The sequence below is a fragment of the Castellaniella sp. genome, from assembly GCF_049651205.1.
Taxonomy (GTDB): domain Bacteria; phylum Pseudomonadota; class Gammaproteobacteria; order Burkholderiales; family Burkholderiaceae_B; genus Castellaniella.
Map to the genome: position 1 here is coordinate 428,063 of NZ_JBASBR010000007.1, position 21,062 is coordinate 449,124.

Here is a 21,062-nt window from a genome sequence, read left to right on the forward strand (position 1 = left end):
CAGGCACACCATGAATCCACATCCAGCCGCTTCAGCCCCTACCCCCACACACAAACCGGCCCCTACCGAGCCAGAGTTCAGTGCATCACCACAACGCGTATTTGGCTGGCACGATCACCTGGCCCTTTGGTTCAGCCTGGGCGTCGGTTTGCTGGTGATCCAGGTAGGTGCCTACCTGGTGCCGGCACTGGGTCTGCAGGCAGCACTGATTGCCGTGATTACCGGCTCCATCCTGGGTGCTGGGCTGCTGGCCTGGGTCGCCCGCCTGGGCTGCGACAGCGGACTATCCAGTGCCGGTCTGATTCAGTCGGTGTACGGCAACCGGTTTGCGCGCCTGCCCATTTTGCTGAATGTCGTGCAACTGTTGGGCTGGGCAACATTCGAGCTGGTGATCATGCGCGACGGCACCCGGGCGATCGGCCAGGATGCCTTGGGCATTGATCTGGGCCTGGTCTGGCCCACCCTGTTCTGGGGCATCCTGATCCTGCTGCTCTTGCGCGGCTCGATGTTGACCCTGGTTCGCCGTGTAGTCAGCCGCATCGGCCTACCGCTGGTCATCTTGTCTCTTATCTGGCTCACCATCCAGTTTTCACTGAAGCTGGACAGCGCGACCCTACAGGCATGGTGGCATCGTGGAGGAGACGGCAGCATGAACGGCTTCCAGGCACTGGATCTTGTGATTGCCATGCCGGTATCCTGGCTGCCGCTGGTGGCCGACTACGCGCGGCACGGGCGCAGCAATCGCGGTACTGTGGCCGGCACCTGGCTGGGCTACACCGTGGCAAACATCTGGTGCTACATGCTGGGGGTTCTGGTCATCACCATCACCGGGCCGGATACCGACATGGTCAGTGCCCTGCTGATGGCCCAGGGCGGCCTGCTGGCACTGGCCCTGATTTTGGTGGACGAGCTCGACAATACTTATGGCGACCTTTATTCGGGCTCAGTGTCCAGCCAGAGCCTGGTTCCGGCGCTTAGCGTAAAAACCTGGGGCAGCGTGCTGGCAATTGCGGCCATGGTGTTGGCCATGGTGCTGCCTATGCACTCACTCGAGCCGTTTTTACTGACACTCAGCTCTGTGTTTGTGCCTCTTTTTGGCACCATCCTGGGCTGCCGGGGGCTTTGGACTTACCCAGCCGCAGGCAGTCATACGGGCCATCCCGTGGCCCCAGCGCTGATCTGGCTGTTGGGAATTGCCTGCTTTCATGCGCTGGCCCAATGGGCCCCGGATTACGGCAGCGCGCTACCTACACTGTTTCTGACGTTTACCCTGGGCGCGATATCAGCCTGGCGTGGCGCACAACCCTCCCCGGCCATTCGCTGATTCTGATCCGTCCATAAAAAAGCCCGCCCCTTTCGGGGCGGGCTGCACCAGGCTCCGTTTCGGACACCCAGTGCTGCAAGGACAATAATCAGGTGCGTTGCGCGGCCAGCGAACCGTCAGCAGCGGGTGCAGCACGGGTACCCCACAAGGCGGTAACCACCTGCCACATCACACCCAGGCCCCCAACGATGAAGACCACGTCACCAAACGTACGAGCCCAACGCAGGGTTTGCATAATGTCTTGCTGCATGAAGGTTTCGCTGCGAGCCCACCAGGTGCCCACGCTGACGCTGGCATAGAACTGCATCAGGCCAATCGGCAGCAGGCTCAGGGTGATCATCATCACCAGGCCGATGTTCATGCACCAGAAAGCGGTGTTCATCAGGCTGTCATTGAACTGCATGGTTGGGCGCACATAGCGCAACACGAACAGCGTGAAGCCCAGGGCGAGGAAGCCATATACCCCGAACAGTGCGGCATGCGCATGCACGGCTGTGGTGTTCAGGCCCTGGATGTAGTAGAGCGCAACCGGCGGATTGACCATGAAGCCAAAGACACCCGCGCCAAACATGTTCCAGAAGGCCACGCAGACAAAGAACTTGAGCGGCCAGCGAAGGTTTTCCATCCAGGGCGCACGAGCCTTGAGGCGCCAGTTCTCCCAGGCTTCGTAACCCAACACCACCAGCGGTACGACTTCGAGCGCACTGAAGGCGGCACCAATGGCCATGATGGGGGTGGTGGTACCCGAGAAATACAGGTGGTGCATGGTGCCCGGTGTACCGCCCAGCATGAACAGAATGGCGGAAGCCAGGCTGGCCGTGGTGGCGCTGCGCTTGGAGACCAGCCCCATGGTGGAGAAGATAAAGGCAAGTGCAGCCGTGGCGAACACTTCGAAGAAGCCTTCGACCCACAGGTGAACCACCCACCAGCGCCAGTACTCCATGATAGTGATGTGCGTTCTTTCGCCATAGGCCAGGCCCGCACCGTAGAACAGACCGATACACACCACAGATGCACTGAACAGCGCCAGCAGGTTTTTATCGCCCTTTTGGCGCAGCGCAGGGATGATGCCACGCAGCATCAGGACCAGCCAGAACACAATACCCAGGAACTTGCCAATCTGCCACAAGCGGCCGAGCTCGACGTACTCGTAGCCTTGGTGCCCCAGCCAGAAATTCAGGTTTTGCGGCAAAAGATGGGCAATGGCAGCAAAATTACCGGTAAACGACCCGACCACAACCAGAATCAAGGCCCAAAAGAGGATATCGACACCGAGTTTCTGATACTTGGGATCTTTACCACCATTGAGGATCGGAGCCAAAAACAGGCCGGCGGCCAGGAACCCCGTGGCGATCCAGAACAAGGCTGCCTGAATGTGCCAGGTACGTACCAGCGAGTACGGCAGCCATTCGGAAACATTGATGCCATAGAAGGTTTGGCCTTCGACGGTGTAGTGCGCCGTGAAACCACCGATGAAAATCTGCGTGACAAACAGGGCAACCACCAGGAAGAGATACTTGCCCAATGCACGCTGAGACGGGGTCAGTGCCATCTGGGCAATGGGGTCGCGTGCCGGTGCGGGGGTTTCCTCTTCTTCCTTGCGGGTAAACGCCCACGTCCAGACCAGCAAGCCCACACCCGCGATCAGAATGATCACGCTCAGGATCGACCAGATGATGTTCTCCGGTGTCGGAACGTTATCGATCAGGGGTTCGTGCGGCCAGTTGTTGGTATAAGTGGCAGTACTATCGGGGCGATCCGTGGATGCCGCCCAGGCTGTCCAGAAAAAGAAATTTGCCAGCCGCGCCCGCGCTTCAGGCGAGGGCAACGTGGCTTCTTTCATGGCGAAGTGCACCCGGCTTTCTCTTAGGGCAGGATCATCACCAAACAGCTTGTCGTAGTAGGCTGCTGTTTGCTCGATGGCCTGAATCCGGCGATTGGACAACGTCACGGCGCCACTGGCTGCATCGTAAGTATTTTTACGATATTCCGCCTTCAAATGACGCTCAAGCACCGCCTGGCGGTCGGCATCCAGCTGCTGATACCCCAAACCAAATTGATCCTTGGCAGCCAGATCCAGCCAGGCAGTCAACTCGCGGTGCAACCAGTCGGCCGTCCAGTCGGGTGCCTGATAGGCGCCATGGCCCAAAATAGATCCGACAGTCATGCCCCCGGCACTTTGCCAGGCCACCTGACCGTCCAGGATTTGCTCTTCAGTCATGATGACCCGGCCGTCAGCACTGACAACCTGAGCAGGAATGGGAGGCGCCTGATTGTAGACTTCTTTACCCATCCATCCAAGGACACCGAAGGCCACGACCAGCACGCCGATCAATGACCACCATAGTTTTTTATACTCACGCATCCTGCGCTCCTTCTGCAGCTGTGAGGGACTTAAAAATTACGCCGGATGGCGCTCCCGTTTCACTTCATTTGTCATCAAGCAATAAGCGTGCCAAGTCTTAAACCTAGGGAAAACACTGATCCACATCAAATGCGGTGAAATTGACCCTATTAATCAGGGTGGAAATCACCCTAAAATGGTTAAAATGACCCTCATGGAACACCAACTACTGAAAGACCTTAGCCAGGAACTCCCTGACGGCGTCCGTCTGGAGCGTGCCGCCAGTGCCATCCGCCAGGCGTTTGTGTGCGATGCCGTAGGGCTGCTGTCACTGGATCAGCACGACACCCTGCATATGGTGGCGGCGTCCGGCCTGGCCCATGAAGCACTTGGGCGCCGGTTTGTCGTGGGGCAGCATCCCCGCTTTGCCGCCATCCTGTCACGCCACGAACCCACCTGGTTTGAACCAGGCAGCCTGCTGCCCGACCCCTACGACGGCTTATTGGACGACCGCAAGGGCTCGCCGCTGCCCGTACATGATTGTCTTGGGGTGCCGCTATACCGGGACCCCGATCGCGCCTGGGGCATCCTGACCCTGGATGCACTGACCACTGGGACTTTCGACGAGGCCGCCCGGGCCCGCCTGCAGCAGTTGGTGCTGACCTTACAGGCGGCCATCCGCGTCACCGAGATGGAGCGTGAAAATCGGCGCCTGCGCCAATTAGGTACCTCACAACAAGGGATCGAGCGCATCGGAGAAACCACCGAGATCCTGGGACACAGCGAGGCGATCCAGTCTTTGTTGCACGAATTGGATCTGGTGGCAGACTCGGATCTGCCTATCCTGCTGCTGGGCGAAACAGGGGTAGGCAAAGAGCTGTTTGCACGCCGGCTGCATCGGCACTCCCGGCGCAGTCGCCAGCCGATGGTGCAGGTGAATTGCGCAGCGCTGCCGGAATCTCTGGCTGAAAGCGAGCTGTTTGGCCACGTGAAGGGGGCGTTTTCGGGTGCGACCTCTGACCGCCCCGGCCGCTTTGAAGCCGCCCAGGGAGGCACCCTGTTTCTGGACGAAGTGGGTGAGCTGCCGCTGAGCCTGCAGGCCAAGCTGTTGCGGGTATTGCAAAACGGGGAGATCCAGCGGCTGGGCACAGACCAAACCATCAAAACCGATGTCCGCGTCATCGCAGCCACCAACCGCAATTTAAAAGCCAATACCCAGGCCGGGCTGTTTCGGGCGGATCTCTATCACCGGCTGTCGGTATACCCGATCCCCATCCCCCCTCTGCGAGATCGCGACCGCGACATCCTGATATTGGCAGGACATTTTCTCGAATTCAATCGCGCACGGCTGGGATTGCGTGGTGTCCGACTGTCCTTCGGTGCCGAACGCGCCTTGCAGCAATACCCTTGGCCGGGCAACGTCCGGGAGCTGGAGCACGTCATCAGCCGCGCTGCCCTGAAGATGCTCAGCCGTGGGGCCTCACGTGATCAGGTGCTCACCATCGAGGCGGAACTGCTGGATCTGGATATCCCAGCGGAGGACAACACACCGGATGACACGCAAACACCGGGCATATCGTCCAGTGCCGCTGACCAAACAAGCACGGCCGCCCCGCGATCACTCGCCGAGATACCACCCTTAAAGCAGACAGTGGAGGCATGCGAGCGTCACGCAATCCACGAAGCACTGGGCGTGGCTGGACAGAACTGGGCGCAGGCGGCCAAGGCACTGGGTTTGGATGCCAGCAACCTGCATAAACGTGCCAAGCGCCTGGGCCTTAAAAAAGGTTTGGGAGAGTAAAACCACAAGCCCTCCCTCTTTTTAAGCACAATAAGCGCGAGAGACTGAATCAGCGGAAACCTTTTTGCTTACTGGGGCTCCAACTTCATTAAAATGCCTCCACCCCGTGCATGCCGCGCGGACTCCATTTCTCCGAGGATTGCCCACTCATGACATGGCAACAAACGCTGCTGGAAAGCGGCATATGGCTAGCCAAAGCCTATGTACTCACCATTCTGGCAGGCGCGGCGGGAATCTGGTGCCTGCGACGCTTTACCCGTTGGGGCGAGCAATTCTGGCAACTGAGTGCAGATTTCTTCTCGCCCCGGCGCAACTGGCGACCATTGGCGGGGGTTGCGCTGATTTTGCTGCTTACCCTGGGTGCCGTGAGGGTGGATGTACTGTTTTCCAACTGGTACAACACGATGTACAGTGCCCTGCAGGCCCTGGATCAACCGGCTTTCTGGGCGGCCATGCTGCTGTTTGCCTTGCTGGCGGCCGTGCACGTGGTGCGCTCATTGGTGGATTTTTATGTCCAGCAGGCATTTGTGGTTCACTGGCGGGAATGGCTCAACGAGCGCCTGCTGAGCCGCTGGCTTGACCAGCAAGCCTATTACCGGTCGCAATCACTCAGCCATCTGGCCGACAACCCGGATCAGCGGATCCAGCAAGACATCACGGCCTTTGCCAACACCTCCATGACACTGGCGGTTGGCCTCATTAACGCCACGGTATCCACCATCGCCTTTACCCTGATTCTCTGGAACCTCTCTGGCCCCATGACGGTGCTGGGCTACGAGATTCCGCGAGCCATGGTGTTTTTGGTTTTTATCTATGTATTTTTGGCTACCGTGCTGGCCATCTGGATCGGCAAGCCGCTCATCCGGCTTAATTTCTTGAACGAGAAACTGAACGCCGACTACCGTTACGCACTGGTGCGCGTACGTGAATACGCCGAGAGCATCGCGTTTTATCGCGGCGAGCGTGTCGAGGGGCGCACCCTGAGACACTGGTTTGCTGAAGTCATCGGCAACGCCTGGGACATTATTTATCGGTCGTTGAAATTTTTAGGGTTTAACTTTGTTGTGACCCAAACCGCCGTCGTGTTTCCTTTCATCATCCAGGCAACGCGGTTTTTTACCAAGCAGATCAGCCTGGGCGACCTCATCCAGACCGCACAGGCGTTTGGCCAACTACAAACCAATCTATCGTTTTTCCGCAATGTGTATGACAGCTTTGCGACGTACCGCGCCACGCTGGATCGTCTGACCGGTTTTGATGCCACCATCGATGCCGCCCGCCAGATGCATCTGCCAGACACCCGCGAAGACGGCAGCCGTCTGGCCTTGCACCAGCTTACCGTGCGTCGGCCTGACGGCTACGCCCTGCTCAAGGATCTCAACCTTGATGTTCAGCCCGAGAAGCCCATCCTGATTCGCGGACCGTCCGGCTCCGGCAAAACCACCTTGCTGCGCACCATTGCAGGCATCTGGCCATATGGCTCCGGGGAAATCACCCGGCCGCAGGCGTCTGCATTGTTCTTGGCGCAGAAACCGTATCTGCCGCTAGGCACGCTGCGGGCTGCCCTGCACTACCCAACTCCGGTTGATCAGGTACCGGCAGGCCAGGACGAAGCCGTACTGGATCTGGTGCAATTAGGACACTTGCGCGATCAACTGGACGTCGAAGACGACTGGACTCGGATTTTGTCGCTAGGTGAGCAGCAGCGCCTGGCCTTTGGCCGCCTGCTGATTGCACGCCCGGACGCTGCATTTCTGGACGAGGCCACCTCGGCCATGGACGAGGGACTGGAAGACGCCATGTATCGTCTGCTGCGCGAACAATTGCCCCATACCCGCCTGCTTAGCGTTGGGCACCGAAGCACCTTGCGCCGGCACCACGGGATGGAACTTGTACTGCAAGGCAAGGACGGCGGCTGGCAGCTGACCCCGATCTGATCCGCGGGCCTGCTACCATGCCTGCTGTTATCCAGGTTCACTTCACCCTTTAGACGCATCTGACTATGTACGACTACTATTTCCCCATCAAGCACCTGCATGTCACTGCAGTCACTCTCAGCATCATCCTGTTTGTGGTGCGCGCGTATTGGTCAGTGACCGAATCGGCGCTGCTGCAGCTGCGCTGGGTACGCATCCTGCCCCATATCGTAGACTCCGTCCTGCTTGTCTGCGGGGTTATCCTTGCGGCCATGATCGGCCCCAATCAACCCTGGATCCTGACCAAGATCGTGCTGTTGATTGCTTATATTGGCGTCGGCACCATCGCCATCAAACGCGGCAAAACACCGCACAAACGTGGCCAGGCAGCCTTGATTGCAATTGCCATCTTTGCCTATATCGTGGGGGTGGCTCTCACAAAAGACTCGGCCTCATGGTTCTCGATGCTGTAAGGAGCCGATAGCAGAACCCCAGCGTGGTGCAGGCCTCAAAGCGCCTGCATCAGCCACTGCACCGCCAGACTGCTGGCGGCAACGGCCATCCACACGCCCAGCCCCAGCAGCAACGGCCGCAGCCCCGCCAATGCCATCTGACGCAAGTCGGACAACAGCCCGATCGCGGTGAGGGCCATGATGATCAGGAACTGCGAGGCCAGGTGCAGGGGCTCGATCAGCCAGGCAGGCACCCACCCCAGGGTGCGCACGCCGGCAGCCACCAGAAACCACACGATAAACCACGGAAAAATCCGCACAATCGACACCTGCGTCTGCGTATGATGCGCGCGCCAGGCTGTCCAGACCGCCAGCACAATACACACCGGAATAATCAGGGTGGCCCGCGTGAGCTTGACGATGGTGGCCATATCGCCAGCCGAGGTGCTGTAACTGTACCCGGCGGCCACCACAGACGAAGTGTCGTTGATTGCCGTGCCTGCCCACAGGCCAAAGCCGGCATCCGAGAGGCCCATCCAGTGCCCCAAAGGCGGAAACACCAGCACAGCCAGAATATTGAACAGAAAAATGGTGGAAATCGACAGCGCTGTGTCTTTTTGATCAGACTGGATAATCGGCGCCACCGCAGCGATGGCCGAGCCCCCACAGATGGCGGTGCCCACACCAATCAAAACTTTGAGGTGGCTGCCCAGGCCCAACCAGCTACCCAGACTCCAGGCAGCCAGGAAAGCCACGCTGAGGGTGATCAGCGTGACGGCCAAAGATGACGCGCCGGTGGCCAGCACCTGACCAAGGCTGAGGCCAAATCCCAGGCCGATAATCGACCATTTGAGAATCTGCCGGCTGCTGTACCCGATGCCTGGCAGGCACAAGGGAGACACCCCTACCATATTGCGCCACGCAATGCCCAGCAAGATCCCCATCACCGGCCCACCAATCAGCGGAAACCACTTGCCCAGTTGCCAGGCCAGCAAGCCCAGGGCACCCGACAGCGCAATACCGTACCAGAGCGAGGGTACGCGCGGCCGGCCCTCGGTGGCTTTAGCTGCGGCGCTGGCACCCACGACGGGAAGCGGACAAGGAACAGCGGAGATTGGCAACATACCAGGCACACATCCAGGCAAAGTCTGATGGGAGCCATTCTAAATACATCCAAGCTATAAATAAATTAAGTATTGGTGACTATACCAATCAATAAAATTGATGTAATAAGCAAAACGCCGTACACTTTTGAACATGATTGGACTCAGTCTTCGCCAGCTGGAAGTCTTTGACGCAGTGGCCACCCTGGGCAGCGTGCGGCGGGCTGCCGAAACCCTGCACCTGACGCAACCTGCCGTCAGTATGGCGCTGGCCGAACTCGAGCGCCAACTGGGCAACACCCTGTTCGACCGCGAGCGTGGCCGCCTGCATCTGAACGCACAGGGGGCAGAACAATTGCCCCTGGCCCGGGAAATTCTTGAGCGCCTGCACGACATGTTGCGCCGCCACCCGGATACCCAGGGCGCCTTGCACGGCACCTTGCGCGTGGGGGCCAGCAACACAGTGGGCAACTATCTGGTCGGGGAACTTCTCGGCCCGATTGTTGCCCAACATCCCATGGTTTCCCTGCATCTCACAGTAGACAATACCCGTACCATCACCCGCCAACTTCTGGAGCATCATCTGGACGTTGCCTGCGTGGAGGGCCCTGTGCACCATGCGCAACTGGAGACCTTTCGCTGGCGCAGTGATGCACTGGTGGTGTGTGCCGCGCCGTCGCATCCACTGGCGCAGCGGCGCCGGCTGCACCCCACTGATTTTGCGGGCGTACACTGGATTTTGCGCGAACGTGGCTCTGCCACCCGCAGCCTCACCGAGCAGGCACTCACTGCCCTGCCCCCGGGCCGCATCCTGCTGGAGCTCGGCCAGATCGAGGCCATCAAACAAGCGGTGATCGCAGGCCTGGGGGTAGCCTGTCTGCCACAGGCAGCCACCCAGGATGCCGCAGACACGGGGCGGCTGAAAATTCTGCCCACGCCGTTTCTCAGTCTCGACCGGCAGCTGTCACTGGTGTTGCATAAAAGCCGTTACCGCGGCTCTTTGATCGACGCATTCATGAATTCTCTAGAGGGATCACCCCATGGCTGAAACCAAACCCAACAACCTGTCCAAATCACTGGAAGCCTATAAGGTCAGGGCGCTGGTTCTGCAAGGCGGTGGCGCGCTGGGAGCCTATCAGGCAGGCGTTTTTGAAGGTCTGAACGAAGCCGGGATGGATCTGACGGATCTGGCCGGAATCTCCATCGGAGCGCTCAATATCGCCATCATCGCCGGCAACCCGCCCGAAAAGCGGGTAGAGCGACTACACGAGTTTTGGGACACAATTTGCCAGCCCTATCTGGGCCCTGGCGCCAATCCGCTGGTAGAACAAAGCCTTTTTGGCGTCAACGATATGGCCCGCCAGTTTTTAGGTGCCCTGCACGCAGGCAGCGCCCTGGTGCTGGGCCAAAAAGGGTTTTTTCATCCACGGTTTCCGCCCGCAGCCTTGTCAGCCAGCCTGGATCCTTCATGCGTAGGACACTACGACACACGCCCCCTGAAAAGCACCTTGGAAACCTTGTGTGATTTTGACCGCATCAACGACACCGGCCTGCATGTCTCAGTGGGTGCCGTCAATGTCCGCACCGGCAACTTTGCGTTTTTTGACAACCGCAAGATACGGTTGCAGGCCGAGCATTTCATGGCGTCCGGTGCACTCCCCCCGGCATTTCCAGCCATCGAGATCGACGGCGAATACTACTGGGATGGCGGCCTGGTCTCCAACACCCCGCTGGCCCAGGTACTAAAACAAAGACCCGAGCGCGACTCTCTGGTGTTTCAGGTGGATCTGTGGTCTGCCCGCGGGCCGGTGCCACGCAATATCAGCGAAATCAGCGACCGGGTGCAGGACATCCGGTACTCCAGCCGCACCCGGATGGTGACGGACGAGATGCGGGCGCACCGCAAAATGCAACGGCTGCTGCGCAGCGTACTTGAACAAGTACCTGCGAAAACCCGTGAAAAGGATGCTGCCTGCCGCCAGGCTGCCGAGCTGGCCTGCGGGGCACGCAGCAATATTATTCACCTGATCTACCGCGACAAATCATACGAACAGCATTTTCGGGATTTTCAGTTTGGCCCCGCCACCATGCGTGAACACTGGGCCAGCGGTCTACTGGATATTCGCAACACATTGGCGCATCCACAGTACCTGGCCATGCCCGACAACGCCGCAGGGTTTATCACGCACGACATCCACCGCACCGAGATCGAAGAAGCCATGGCCGCAAAACAATAAGCATCGCGGCGGCAGGGAGCCGCCCGCCGAGCCTCGCTTAGGCGCCTTTGACGCTGCGCGTGGCGCCCTGCCCAGCCACAGTTGCCGGGCGGCGGCCCAGCACCACGGCCGCGGCTGCCACCAGCACAGTACCCGCCACCTGCAGCGTCGTAATGGGCTCTCCCAGGAAAGCCCACGCCAGAAACAAAATGGACACCGGGCCCAGCAAACCCAATTGTGCCGTGAGAGGTGCACCAATCCGGGCCACCGACCACATGATCATGAAGGTGGGAATCACGGTATTGACGGTGGCGTGAATCAGGGACAAACCATACACAGGCCACGGCTGATCAAGGCCTTCGAGCCCTTTGACACCAAAGAAATGCACCATAGTGACGCCGGCAGAAACGGTCATCGCATAGGCAACCAGGCGTGTGGCCGTAACGCGCTCGATGAGCTCTCCGGAACCGATCAGATACATGGCATACGAGAACGCGGCGCCCAGCACACAGGCCGAGCCCAAAATGACGTGCTCGCCCGCGATTGAAAGATCTGCCCAAAACACCAGGGCGACCCCCGCGTAGGCCAGTGCCATGGCCAACCATTGCCGCTGAGAAATAGGCTTCTTGAGAAAAGCCGCCGAGATCAGGAGCACAAACGTCGGGGCCAGAAACAGAATCAGGCGCTCAAGCCCGGCTGAAATATACTGCAGGCCCAGAAAATCCAGGAAACTGGACAGATAGTAGCCAATAAAACCCAACACAAAAATACGCCAGACATCTCGTGCGCCGAGACGGGCAATCTGGCCCTGCCGCGCTTTTTTTGCCTGAAACCATGCAACAAGCGCAAAAAACGGCAAGGCCAGCAGCATCCGAAAGCCAATCACGTCCAGCGCGTCTACCCCGTGGAGATACAGCAGCTTGGCAACAATTGCCTTGGCAGAAAATAAGACAGCACCCAGACCGGCCAGCACAAAGCCAACCCAAAACATGCGGCGCGACAGCTCGGGCATAATTTAATTGCCTAGTCAGATATTGATGAGGTAAAATTCTAGCATGTCAGTGCCTTCCAATTCGCCCACACCATCCACCAACCCGATGGCCCAGGGCACCTCCAGCTGCTTTTACTCCGACCGGTTTGGCGACCTCAACGCCGACCGCAACGTGGGTCTGCTGATTCGGCAACTGCATATTCTGTTTCACCGCATCATCGATCTACGCACCGCGCCGCTTGGCCTCACAGCCAACCAATGGCGCCCTTTGCTGCTGATCGAGCACAAGGGGATGGATACCCCGGCCGAGCTTGCCCGCGCCATGAATGTTGATTCGGGTGCCATCACCCGGATGCTGGACCGTCTGGAAGCCAAGAAATTTGTACGGCGAGAGCGCTGCGACACAGACCGCCGGGTGGTTAAAATCAGCGTCACCGACGAAGGCCTGGCATTATCCAAGCAAGTGACTCCCATCATTGCCGATGTGCTGAACCTGCACCTGCAAGGCTTCTCAGAGGACGAAATCCGCATGCTGCTGGCATTGCTCAAGCGCATGATCACCAACGGCGAGCAAGCGCTGCTGCCGGCAGATACACCCCCTTCCGCTAAATAATACCTATCACTTTTGACCAGTTTCCGGTCTTTTTCCGATATAATTGCCTAGTCAGATAATGATCCTATCAACTACTTTAAGCTTGCTGTCAGCATGAAGCCGTTTATCTCCCTTATTCTGGTGTTGTCCCTGGCGGCCTGCGCGCCGATGACGCCCCAACCGCCAGAGATTCAGGCACTTACCGCCGAACACCTCGACCTGCGGGCCAGCCCCGCCCTCCAGTGGCCCACCGAACACTGGTGGTCGCGCTACAAAGACCCTCAGCTCGACCACCTGATCGATCAGGCGTTGTCGGCCAATCCATCACTGCAGCAAGCCGCCGCCCGCGTGCGCAGCGCCCAGGCCGCCGCACGCGGCGCACGAGCAGTGCAATGGCCACAAGTCAACGCAGCCTACCACCTGACGCGCGAACGCCTGAGTGAACACTACATTTATCCCCCTCCATTGGCCGGCTCATATCAGTCGGATACGGCGCTGACATTGCAGCTGGACTTCGACCTGGATCTGTGGGGCAAGCAAAAGGCATTGGCCACTGCTGCCCGGCAGCGCGCCGATGCAGCTGAGGCATCCCGCCAGCAGGCGCACACCATACTGATATCGGCAGTCGCCCAGGGGTATTTTCAGCTGCAGGATGCACGTGCCCAGGCCGAGACCATCGAGTCCATCGTCACCAAGCTGAAAGACGCCCTGCATATCACGCAAGACCGTTACAAAAACGGTCTGGGCACCCAGGTGGATGTCGATCAGGCGGATTCTGCTGTTTCATCCGCCCAGGTGCAGCTAAGCCAGGCGCGCAACAACGTCGAGCTGCTGCATCACCAGCTGGCTGCCCTGCTGGGGCTGTCGCCCAGGCAACTGCCGGCACTCTCGGCACAAACCTATGCCCCACTACCCCAGACAACACTGGATGATATGCCCCTGGCTCTGCTGGGGCGCAGGGCTGATGTCGTGGCTGCACGTCTGCAGGCAGAAGCCGCAGGCGCAGAAGTCTCTGCCGCAAAGGCGGATTTCCTGCCCAACATCAGTTTGTCTGCCGCAGCAGGCTACTTGTCTTTGGGCATGGATAAGCTGTTTCTTGGCGGCAGCAAAAACTATAGTGCCGGCCCCGTCATCACGCTGCCAGTGTTCCATGCGGGTGCACTCAACGCCCAACTGCAGGGCCAACGAGCAGCACGCGATGCCGCCATCGCCCAGTACAACCAGACCGTACTGAACGCCATCCGTGAAGTAGCCGATGCCAGCAGCTCGATTCGCTCGTTGCGTGAGCAGATTGGCCACCAAGAGGCCAGTTTAAAGGCCATCACATCCGCCTACGATGTTGCACTGGAACGCTATCGCGGTGGTTTGGGCAATTTTGTACAGGTGCTGACCGCACAAAGCGAAGCCCTGAAGCAGGCCGTGCAAACCACTGACCTGCACGCCCGCGCCTATCTCCTCGATGTCCAGCTGGCCACCGCCCTGGGCGGTGGATACCAGCAGCCAGAGGCTGCCTCTGACAGCAACACCGCAACCCCTTCCCAGCCCCATTCCCGCGATTAATTCTTGGCTATCATGACTGCACAAAGCTCCCAATCCAGGCCAACACGCCAGCGCCTGTTGCTCATCGCCACCGTCGTCTTTATTGTTGTTGCACTGCTATACGGCGCCTGGTGGATGATTTTTGCATCGCACTACGAATCCACCGACGATGCCTACGTACACGGCAATCTGGTGCCTATCAGCACCCAGATCCCGGGCACGGTTGTCTCCATCGACGCCGACGACACCCAAACCATCCAGCAAGGAAAACCATTGCTTGTGCTGGACGACAGTGACACCCGGATTGCGTTAGCTCAGGCGCAGGCCGCTCTGGCCCAGACGGTACGCCACACGCAAACCTTGTTTGTCCAAAACGACGCACTGGCCGCCAATGTAGATGTGGGCGAAGCCAATGTGGAGCAGGCGCAAACCCTGCTGCACAAGGCACAAAATGATTTGAAGCGGCGCAGCGCACTGCGTCAGTCGGGCGGGGTAAGCGGCGAAGAAATCCTGCACGCCCAAGTGGCCGTCAAATCTGCCCAGGCCAGTGTTGCACAAGCGCGGGCCGGGCTGGCAGCGTCCAAAGCCAAGCTTGCCACCAACCAGGCGCTGACGCGTGGCAGCAGTGTCGCCACCCATCCAGATGTGCAGCAGGCCGCCGATCAGGTGCGCCAGGCATGGCTGGCCCAGCAGCGCACACACATATTCGCCCCCGTGGGCGGCATGGTTGCGCAGCGCTCGGTGCAACTGGGACAACGGGTACAGCCTGGAGCCACACTGATGACCATTGTGCCACTTGACCGCCTGTGGGTAGAAGCCAACTTCAAGGAAAATCAGCTGCACGGGATGCAGCCTGGTCAACGTGTCACTCTGGTGTCCGATTTGTACGGCAGCGACGTCACCTACCACGGCACCATCGAGGGGGTATCTGCCGGTAGCGGTGGCGCCTTTGCATTGCTGCCCGCCCAAAATGCCAGCGGCAACTGGATCAAAGTTATCCAGCGCCTGCCGGTGCGTATTCAGCTCGATCCCGAGGAACTTGAAAAGCATCCTCTGCGTGTAGGCTTGTCGATGACCGCCGAGGTGGATCTCACTCCGGTCAAGACCGCGCAAGATTCAGAGACCCGCCCGGCATCCACCACACAGGCCCGGCCAGCAGCAACACGGCTAAGCACGCAGATCTACGACCATGATCCTGCTGAAGTCGACGCCCTCATCCAGAAGATCATTCAGGAAAATCTGGCCTCATGAGCAACGCCACCACGGCCAACTCGGCCGCAACACCACCGGCCAAGCCTACACCTGCCCCCCCGGACGCTGGCTACGCGCCACTGGAAGGCAGCGCCCGCACGTTTGGCACCATCGCAGTATCCGCTGCAGTGTTCATGAACGTGCTGGACTCTTCCATCGCCAATGTATCCATCCCGACCATTGCCGGCAATCTGGGGGTGAGCACCACCCAGGGCACCTGGGTGATTACCTCGTTTGCTGTCGCAAACGCCATCACCGTTCCACTGACAGGCTGGCTGACCCAGTACTTTGGTCAAGTGCGCCTGTTCGTCATCTCCACGCTGTTGTTTGTCTTGAGCTCCTGGCTATGCGGCTTTGCCTGGTCGTTTGAATCTCTGGTTTTTTTCCGCGTGCTGCAAGGCGCAGTGGCGGGGCCCATGATTCCGCTGTCGCAATCCCTGATGCTGGCCAGTTACCCACGGGCCAAGGCCGGCATGGCACTGGCCTTATGGTCGATGACCATATTGGTGGGGCCCATTGCCGGCCCCTTGCTGGGCGGCTGGATATCCGACAATTATTCATGGTCCTGGATCTTTTATATCAATGTGCCCGTAGGCCTGCTGGCTGCATGGGGCTCCTGGCAGGTGTACAAAACACGTGAATCCAAGCGCATCCGCCTGCCCATCGACCGCATGGGCCTGTGCCTGCTGGTGGTCTGGGTGGGGGCCCTGCAGATCATGCTGGACAAGGGCAAGGATCTGGACTGGTTTGCCAGCCCGTTGATCGGCATTTTGGCCGTGATCTCGGTGGTGGCGTTTGTCTATTTTGTGATCTGGGAACTGACCGCCGCCCACCCGGTGGTGGATCTGACCCTGTTTGCAGAACGCAACTTTACCTCTGGCACGATTGCGCTTTCCATTGCCTATGGCCTGTTCTTTGGCACAGTGGTGTTGCTGCCCCTGTGGCTGCAAAACACCATGGGATACACAGCCACCTGGGCAGGTGTAGCGGCCGCACCTGTGGGGATACTGGCGATCATCTTCTCACCCATTGTCGGCAAACTGCTGGCCCGCCACGACCCTCGCATCATCGCTACGGTAGCCTTTTTGATTTTCTCGCTGATCAGCTACATGAGAGCGCAGTACAACACCAATGTTGATCTCTTTGGCGTCATGCTGCCGACCTTTATCCAGGGCGCTGCGATGGCAACGTTCTTTATCCCGCTGACCACCATCTCACTCTCGGGGTTGCGGCCAGACCGCATCCCGGCAGCGGCAGGCCTGACCAATTTTGTACGGCTGGTGTGTGGTGCCTTCGGGACCTCCATCACCACCACGCTTTGGGACAATCGGGCGATCATGCACCATGCCCACATGACCGAAGTGGCCAGGCCGGGAGAACCTGCGTTTGACCACATAATGAACGGGCTGAACAACATGGGCATAGACACCCAGCATGGGGCAGCCCTGCTGGATCAAGTGATCAACCAGCAGGCGTATACGATGTCGGCCACCGATTTCTTCTATATATCGACATTTATTTTCTTGCTACTGATCGGCCTGATCTGGCTGGCCAGACCCAAGACATCCGACCACGGGACAGCGGCAGGCGGCGCCCACTAGGTCACAGCAAACCGCTAGGGTGCGCCGGTACCCTGGCGCCGCACCGTAAGACTTTGTGCCGCCGTGCCCACCGGGCCATGGATGTCGCTAAGCACCGAGAAGGTCTCGCCCAAGCCTGAGGGCCCAAATGCCACACGGGTGTCAAACCCAACCCAACCCGCCTGAGGTGGGCGCACAAAGTGGATGGTGAGATCGACATTGGCAAAAAACACCTGTCGCGGATCCTGGCGAACGGCCAGGCCATTGGCAGTGTCGATCAGCTTGACGAAGCCGGCCACAGGAGGATCTGATTCTCCGGCCACCAGCGGAAAGGGCGTGCGCAGCCAGGTGCTTGCCCGACCTGCCCGAGCATCCGCAGCCTGCCGTGCCTCGAGCGAGGCAATATAGCCCCCATCCCAAATGGACGAAAACGCCAATGCAGGCATTGCATCGGGAGGGGGCAGGCTGGCCCATTCGGTGCCCTGCACGGCCTGGGTATCCGAAGCGCACAGGCGCCACACCCGGGCATGGATGCTGGTTTGGCCGCCATGCATCATCCGCGCCTCGATAAGCTCGATGGAACGCCCCGGACGCACCATGTTCACGTCGATGGTGAATGGGCCCGAATGGATCACACCCAGCACATCAAACGACACCCGGGAGATGAGCTTGTCACTGGGCAGTTGACGCTCAATCTCTGCCAACACCAGGCCCGAGGCCGGTGACAGATGTTGCTCTCCGGGCTGCCAGGCCCCCTGGGCGTGCAGCGTAGACACCAGTTGATCGCCATCGCGGACGTAGAAAGCGTCGGGATATGGCGTGTTGTCGTGACCAAGATGTCGATTGATGGCGTTAGGCATGCCGGGAGTATAGAGGCATTAGGAGGGCTGCTGCCACCGGTTCAGAGCCAAATATGAATCACCAACGCCTGCAATATCTGTAAAAACAAAAACGCCAACCGCAAGGGCTGGCGTAAATGCTTGAGTTAATTGGTGCCGGCTAGAGGAGTCGAACCCCCGACCTTCTCATTACGAATGAGCTGCTCTACCAACTGAGCTAAGCCGGCCGTGGTGCCAACAGGCAAACCACTAAAGGTGGGCACTAACCCACCAAAGCCAGCTATTATACATGGAATTTTCTGAGCAAATGGGTGGCGTAATGGGGTTGATTCCGGGTCTGATGATTGTAGCGGCGGCGCTGCCATATGCGGCTGCAATGGCTGCCAAAGCGGGTGGCCGGCAGTTTGACAACAACAACCCGCGCCCCTGGCTGGCAGCCCAGCAAGGGTGGCGCGCCAGGGCCAATGCTGCACAAACTAATCTGTTTGAAGGCCTGCCGTTTTTTTACGCGGCTGTCTTGTATGCCCTGTACGTACAAGTGCCCGCCACACACATTGCCACCTTGATGGGCGTCTGGATATTTTTGCGGATTTTGTTCATCCTGGCCTATATCCTGGGACGAGGCACCTTAAGATCCATCCTCTGGGGCGCTTCGCTGCTGGTCAATATCGCGATCGTACTGTCCTGAATCGCCAAAGGGTGTATCCGTACCGGCACCACGATCTTGCTGGATCATGGCCACCTCCTCGGGAAACAGCCCCCAGCATGACATGAACAGGGCTGCAAACAGAGGCCCGATGACAAAGCCGTTTAGCCCAAACACCGACAAGCCGCCCAGGGTGGAGATCAACACGACATAATCCGGCAGCTTGGTATCTTTGCCCACCAGGACAGGGCGCAACAGATTATCGATCAGGCCGATCACCACCACGCCAAAGAGCGTGAGGATCACGCCCTCCCACCAGGCGCCGGTAACCAGAAAATAAATCGCCACTGGAGCCCAGATAAGCGAGGCGCCCACTGCCGGCAGCAAGGACAGAAACGCCATCAGCACACCCCAGAACAAAGACCCCTGGATGCCCAAAAACGTAAACATCAAGCCGCCCAGCAAACCTTGGGTGGCGGCAATCACGATATTGCCTTTGACGGTGGCACGCACCACCGTGGCAAATTTCTGAAACAGCTTATGGCGATGCTCATCCTGCAGCGGAATAAGCCGTTTGAGCGCCGGCACCATCGAAGGGCCGTCACGCAACAAGAAAAACAGCAAGTAAAGCATGACACCCAGGCCCACCACAAACTGGAAGGTGTTCTGGCCTATGTTGACTGCCTGCTTGGCCAGAAATTGGCTGCCCTGCAGCGCCCCGGCAGAGAGTTTCTCGCGAATGCTGAAAAGGTCGCCCAAACCAAAGGAATCCAGCCAGCCATGCACCCACGGCGGCAAGGAGGTGACGATCTGTTCGTAGTAATGCCCCAGATTGAGCTGGCCGGAGTTGATACGGGTGTACAAGCCGGCCACTTCGTTGGCCAGCGCTCCGGCAATGAATATCAACGGCAAAATGACAATCAAGGTGATGCAAAGCACGGTGATGAAAGAGGCCAGCCCGGGGCGTTTACCGCCCAGGCGCCGCAGCAGCCAGCGATGCAAGGGATTGAAAATGACCGCCAGCACGCCTCCCCAGAAAATCGCTGCATAAAACGGCAGCAAAATACTGATGAAAGCGACGCTGACCGTAACCAGCAAAAGCAAAAAACTGCGGAAGTGAAGCGTATTGGTGTGCATGGATATCCTGAGCGGATGAGTCTGGTGGGTGACCCAAGACAGGCGGATAAATCAGTGCGCCGGTGCGTGAAGACTGATCAGTGCCGTCTGGCGTTGCGAATTCGGTAGGCAATTGCACCAATGATCACCGTACCAACCGGGATGCCGGTAATCAGTGCCATGCGGGGCGACCATTCCAGGCCCAGCGTCAGCAAGCCCTGGTACAGCAGCTTAAACAAGCTGAACAGATAATAGCTGATTGCGATGATCGACAGCCCTTCGACCGCCTTCTGAATCTTGATCTGGGTGTCGGCACGGGTGCTGAGACTTTGCAGAATCTGGCTGTTTTGTTCTTCCATCTCTACTTGCACGCGCGCCTGCAGCAGATTGCCCAGATGGGCCACATCCTGCCCAATACGCGTCAGACGTTGGTCGGTGGAGTGACAGTACCGCACGGTGGGCCGAAACCGTTGCTCGATGAAGGTACCCAATTGCTGGCAATCGCCTGTGCGGCTCTCGTGCAGCTCCGCGATGCGGTCGAAAACCAACTGCGAATATGCCTGGGTGGCACTGAAGCGCAGACGGGTACGCGACTGGGTTTGCGTAACACGCGCCGACAGCTGGGTAATGCGTTTAAGCAGAGGACGGATATCATGCGCCTCAGCCGTGGCATTATCGTCGGATAAGGCGACAAGCTCGGTTTCGTAGTGCCTGAGCTCGGTGCTGAGTGATCGCGCCAGAGGTAGGGTCAGCGAAGCCATCAGACGGTAGGTTTCCACTTCCAGCAGGCGGCGCACCATGCGGCCCAAGCGCCGGCCATCCAACTGGCGGTTAAGCACCAGCATGCGGTTGAGCCCATTGCCATTTAAACGCAGATCGCTCCAGACCGTCGCCTTGCCCTCATCCAGCAAAGAGCCCACCGGATCATGAAAACCGTAGGCGTCAAGATCGCCACTCCAGGAGTCTTCTGATTCTACACAAACCTGATCGGCGTTTATGAGTAAGCTAGCATGTGCTTCGGCTACCTCAGCCAGTGCCGCAGGCAAGGCGGGCCAGGCGCTGGCATGTACACCTGGGCTTACCAGGGTAAGCGTCAGAAACTCGGTGTGCTGCTCCCACTTGAGGACAGCATCACCCACGGGAAACTCGCCTTGTGGCTGGGAGGGGTCGGCCAGTGCCACATGCCGATCGCACAGCGTGCGGATAATGGCTTGCGTGGAGTCATTTTCATCCAGAAACGCCAGATGAAAGACCTGTGCCGGGGCCTCGAAATACATCGAAGGCCGGGCGTGCAGTTCATTGTGCAGGGCGTTACGGTGCAGATGCATGCGTCCTCGTTCTGGGAGCGGGGC

The 21,062-nt window shown here is 58.9% G+C and carries 17 protein-coding genes and 1 tRNA gene; 11 read left to right on the plus strand and 7 right to left on the minus strand.

What is annotated here, in order from left to right:
• Window positions 1-10: 10 nt before the first annotated feature.
• A complete protein-coding gene (locus WA928_RS05670) occupies window positions 11-1,324 on the plus strand; it encodes a purine-cytosine permease family protein (protein WP_424300669.1) in 1,314 nt (437 codons plus the stop codon).
• Window positions 1,325-1,412: 88 nt separating this feature from the next.
• Here WA928_RS05670 and WA928_RS05675 read toward each other — a convergent pair whose 3' ends face one another.
• Window positions 1,413-3,689, minus strand: coding sequence for a nitric-oxide reductase large subunit (locus WA928_RS05675; RefSeq protein ID WP_424300672.1), 2,277 nt, complete (start codon window positions 3,687-3,689; stop codon window positions 1,413-1,415).
• 193 nt (window positions 3,690-3,882) lie between these two features.
• Here WA928_RS05675 and norR point away from each other — a divergent pair, with 193 nt between their 5' ends.
• From norR to WA928_RS05690, 3 genes are all read left to right on the plus strand, one after another.
• On the plus strand, window positions 3,883-5,469 hold the full coding sequence (norR, locus tag WA928_RS05680) for a nitric oxide reductase transcriptional regulator NorR (protein ID WP_424300675.1): 1,587 nt from the start codon (window positions 3,883-3,885) through the stop codon (window positions 5,467-5,469).
• A gap of 149 nt (window positions 5,470-5,618) precedes the next feature.
• Window positions 5,619-7,406 carry an ABC transporter ATP-binding protein/permease gene (locus WA928_RS05685; RefSeq protein WP_424300678.1) on the plus strand — a complete coding sequence of 596 codons (1,788 nt, stop codon included), beginning with the start codon at window positions 5,619-5,621 and terminating at the stop codon, window positions 7,404-7,406.
• A 65-nt stretch (window positions 7,407-7,471) separates the two neighbouring features.
• The gene (locus tag WA928_RS05690) at window positions 7,472-7,858 is read left to right on the plus strand and encodes a SirB2 family protein (protein WP_424300681.1); all 387 of its coding nucleotides are present in this window, start codon (window positions 7,472-7,474) and stop codon (window positions 7,856-7,858) included.
• Window positions 7,859-7,893: 35 nt separating this feature from the next.
• Here the strand turns inward: WA928_RS05690 and WA928_RS05695 are convergent, their stop codons facing one another.
• Window positions 7,894-8,961, minus strand: a complete 1,068-nt coding sequence (locus WA928_RS05695) for a YeiH family protein (protein WP_424300684.1) — start codon at window positions 8,959-8,961, stop codon at window positions 7,894-7,896.
• 133 nt (window positions 8,962-9,094) lie between these two features.
• Here WA928_RS05695 and WA928_RS05700 point away from each other — a divergent pair, with 133 nt between their 5' ends.
• Both WA928_RS05700 and WA928_RS05705 read left to right on the plus strand, forming a co-directional pair.
• Entirely contained in the window at window positions 9,095-9,988 is an 894-nt protein-coding gene (locus WA928_RS05700) for a LysR family transcriptional regulator (protein ID WP_424300687.1), read from the plus strand.
• Entirely contained in the window at window positions 9,981-11,177 is a 1,197-nt protein-coding gene (locus WA928_RS05705; RefSeq protein WP_424300690.1) for a DUF3734 domain-containing protein, read from the plus strand. Before WA928_RS05700 ends, WA928_RS05705 begins: the two co-directional genes overlap by 8 nt.
• Before the next feature lie 37 nt (window positions 11,178-11,214).
• Here WA928_RS05705 and WA928_RS05710 read toward each other — a convergent pair whose 3' ends face one another.
• Window positions 11,215-12,168: a DMT family transporter gene (locus tag WA928_RS05710; RefSeq protein WP_424300693.1), complete on the minus strand. Its 954-nt coding sequence runs from the start codon at window positions 12,166-12,168 to the stop codon at window positions 11,215-11,217.
• Between the two features lie 43 nt (window positions 12,169-12,211).
• Between WA928_RS05710 and WA928_RS05715 the strand changes: the two genes are divergently transcribed.
• The 4 genes from WA928_RS05715 (at window position 12,212) to WA928_RS05730 (ending at window position 17,130) form a co-directional block, all read left to right on the plus strand.
• Window positions 12,212-12,760: a MarR family winged helix-turn-helix transcriptional regulator gene (locus tag WA928_RS05715; protein ID WP_424300696.1), complete on the plus strand. Its 549-nt coding sequence runs from the start codon at window positions 12,212-12,214 to the stop codon at window positions 12,758-12,760.
• 93 nt (window positions 12,761-12,853) lie between these two features.
• Complete coding sequence (locus WA928_RS05720) at window positions 12,854-14,299, plus strand: efflux transporter outer membrane subunit (RefSeq protein WP_424300699.1); 1,446 nt, start codon at window positions 12,854-12,856, stop codon at window positions 14,297-14,299.
• 12 nt (window positions 14,300-14,311) lie between these two features.
• Window positions 14,312-15,529: an HlyD family efflux transporter periplasmic adaptor subunit gene (locus WA928_RS05725; protein WP_424300702.1), complete on the plus strand. Its 1,218-nt coding sequence runs from the start codon at window positions 14,312-14,314 to the stop codon at window positions 15,527-15,529.
• A complete protein-coding gene (locus tag WA928_RS05730) occupies window positions 15,526-17,130 on the plus strand; it encodes a DHA2 family efflux MFS transporter permease subunit (RefSeq protein ID WP_424300705.1) in 1,605 nt (534 codons plus the stop codon). The genes WA928_RS05725 and WA928_RS05730 overlap by 4 nt, the downstream gene beginning before the upstream one ends.
• 14 nt (window positions 17,131-17,144) lie before the next feature.
• On the opposite strand, the gene WA928_RS05735 is transcribed toward WA928_RS05730, so the two are convergent.
• Both WA928_RS05735 and WA928_RS05740 read right to left on the minus strand, forming a co-directional pair.
• Entirely contained in the window at window positions 17,145-17,969 is an 825-nt protein-coding gene (locus WA928_RS05735; protein ID WP_424300708.1) for a thioesterase family protein, read from the minus strand.
• A 130-nt stretch (window positions 17,970-18,099) separates the two neighbouring features.
• Window positions 18,100-18,175, minus strand: a tRNA-Thr gene (locus WA928_RS05740).
• 92 nt (window positions 18,176-18,267) lie between these two features.
• Here WA928_RS05740 and WA928_RS05745 point away from each other — a divergent pair.
• Window positions 18,268-18,636 (plus strand): MAPEG family protein, encoded by a 369-nt coding sequence (locus tag WA928_RS05745; protein WP_424301166.1) that lies wholly within the window; start codon window positions 18,268-18,270, stop codon window positions 18,634-18,636.
• Here WA928_RS05745 and WA928_RS05750 read toward each other — a convergent pair.
• Window positions 18,577-19,731: an AI-2E family transporter gene (locus WA928_RS05750; RefSeq protein ID WP_424300711.1), complete on the minus strand. Its 1,155-nt coding sequence runs from the start codon at window positions 19,729-19,731 to the stop codon at window positions 18,577-18,579. The two genes, WA928_RS05745 and WA928_RS05750, sit on opposite strands and share 60 nt — an antisense overlap.
• 77 nt (window positions 19,732-19,808) lie before the next feature.
• Window positions 19,809-21,038, minus strand: a complete 1,230-nt coding sequence (locus tag WA928_RS05755; protein ID WP_424300714.1) for a DUF3422 domain-containing protein — start codon at window positions 21,036-21,038, stop codon at window positions 19,809-19,811.
• Window positions 21,039-21,062: the final 24 nt, after the last annotated feature.

Coding starts and splice junctions, on each gene's coding strand:
- norR (WP_424300675.1), top strand. CDS start 3,883: ATGGAACACCAACTACTGAAAGACCTTAGCCAGGAACTCCCTGACGGC.
- WA928_RS05730 (WP_424300705.1), top strand. CDS start 15,526: ATGAGCAACGCCACCACGGCCAACTCGGCCGCAACACCACCGGCCAAG.
- WA928_RS05705 (WP_424300690.1), top strand. CDS start 9,981: ATGGCTGAAACCAAACCCAACAACCTGTCCAAATCACTGGAAGCCTAT.
- WA928_RS05720 (WP_424300699.1), top strand. CDS start 12,854: ATGAAGCCGTTTATCTCCCTTATTCTGGTGTTGTCCCTGGCGGCCTGC.
- WA928_RS05685 (WP_424300678.1), top strand. CDS start 5,619: ATGACATGGCAACAAACGCTGCTGGAAAGCGGCATATGGCTAGCCAAA.
- WA928_RS05725 (WP_424300702.1), top strand. CDS start 14,312: ATGACTGCACAAAGCTCCCAATCCAGGCCAACACGCCAGCGCCTGTTG.
- WA928_RS05745 (WP_424301166.1), top strand. CDS start 18,268: ATGGGGTTGATTCCGGGTCTGATGATTGTAGCGGCGGCGCTGCCATAT.
- WA928_RS05690 (WP_424300681.1), top strand. CDS start 7,472: ATGTACGACTACTATTTCCCCATCAAGCACCTGCATGTCACTGCAGTC.
- WA928_RS05670 (WP_424300669.1), top strand. CDS start 11: ATGAATCCACATCCAGCCGCTTCAGCCCCTACCCCCACACACAAACCG.
- WA928_RS05750 (WP_424300711.1), bottom strand. CDS start 19,731: ATGCACACCAATACGCTTCACTTCCGCAGTTTTTTGCTTTTGCTGGTT.
- WA928_RS05700 (WP_424300687.1), top strand. CDS start 9,095: ATGATTGGACTCAGTCTTCGCCAGCTGGAAGTCTTTGACGCAGTGGCC.
- WA928_RS05710 (WP_424300693.1), bottom strand. CDS start 12,168: ATGCCCGAGCTGTCGCGCCGCATGTTTTGGGTTGGCTTTGTGCTGGCC.
- WA928_RS05755 (WP_424300714.1), bottom strand. CDS start 21,038: ATGCATCTGCACCGTAACGCCCTGCACAATGAACTGCACGCCCGGCCT.
- WA928_RS05735 (WP_424300708.1), bottom strand. CDS start 17,969: ATGCCTAACGCCATCAATCGACATCTTGGTCACGACAACACGCCATAT.
- WA928_RS05675 (WP_424300672.1), bottom strand. CDS start 3,689: ATGCGTGAGTATAAAAAACTATGGTGGTCATTGATCGGCGTGCTGGTC.
- WA928_RS05715 (WP_424300696.1), top strand. CDS start 12,212: ATGTCAGTGCCTTCCAATTCGCCCACACCATCCACCAACCCGATGGCC.
- WA928_RS05695 (WP_424300684.1), bottom strand. CDS start 8,961: ATGTTGCCAATCTCCGCTGTTCCTTGTCCGCTTCCCGTCGTGGGTGCC.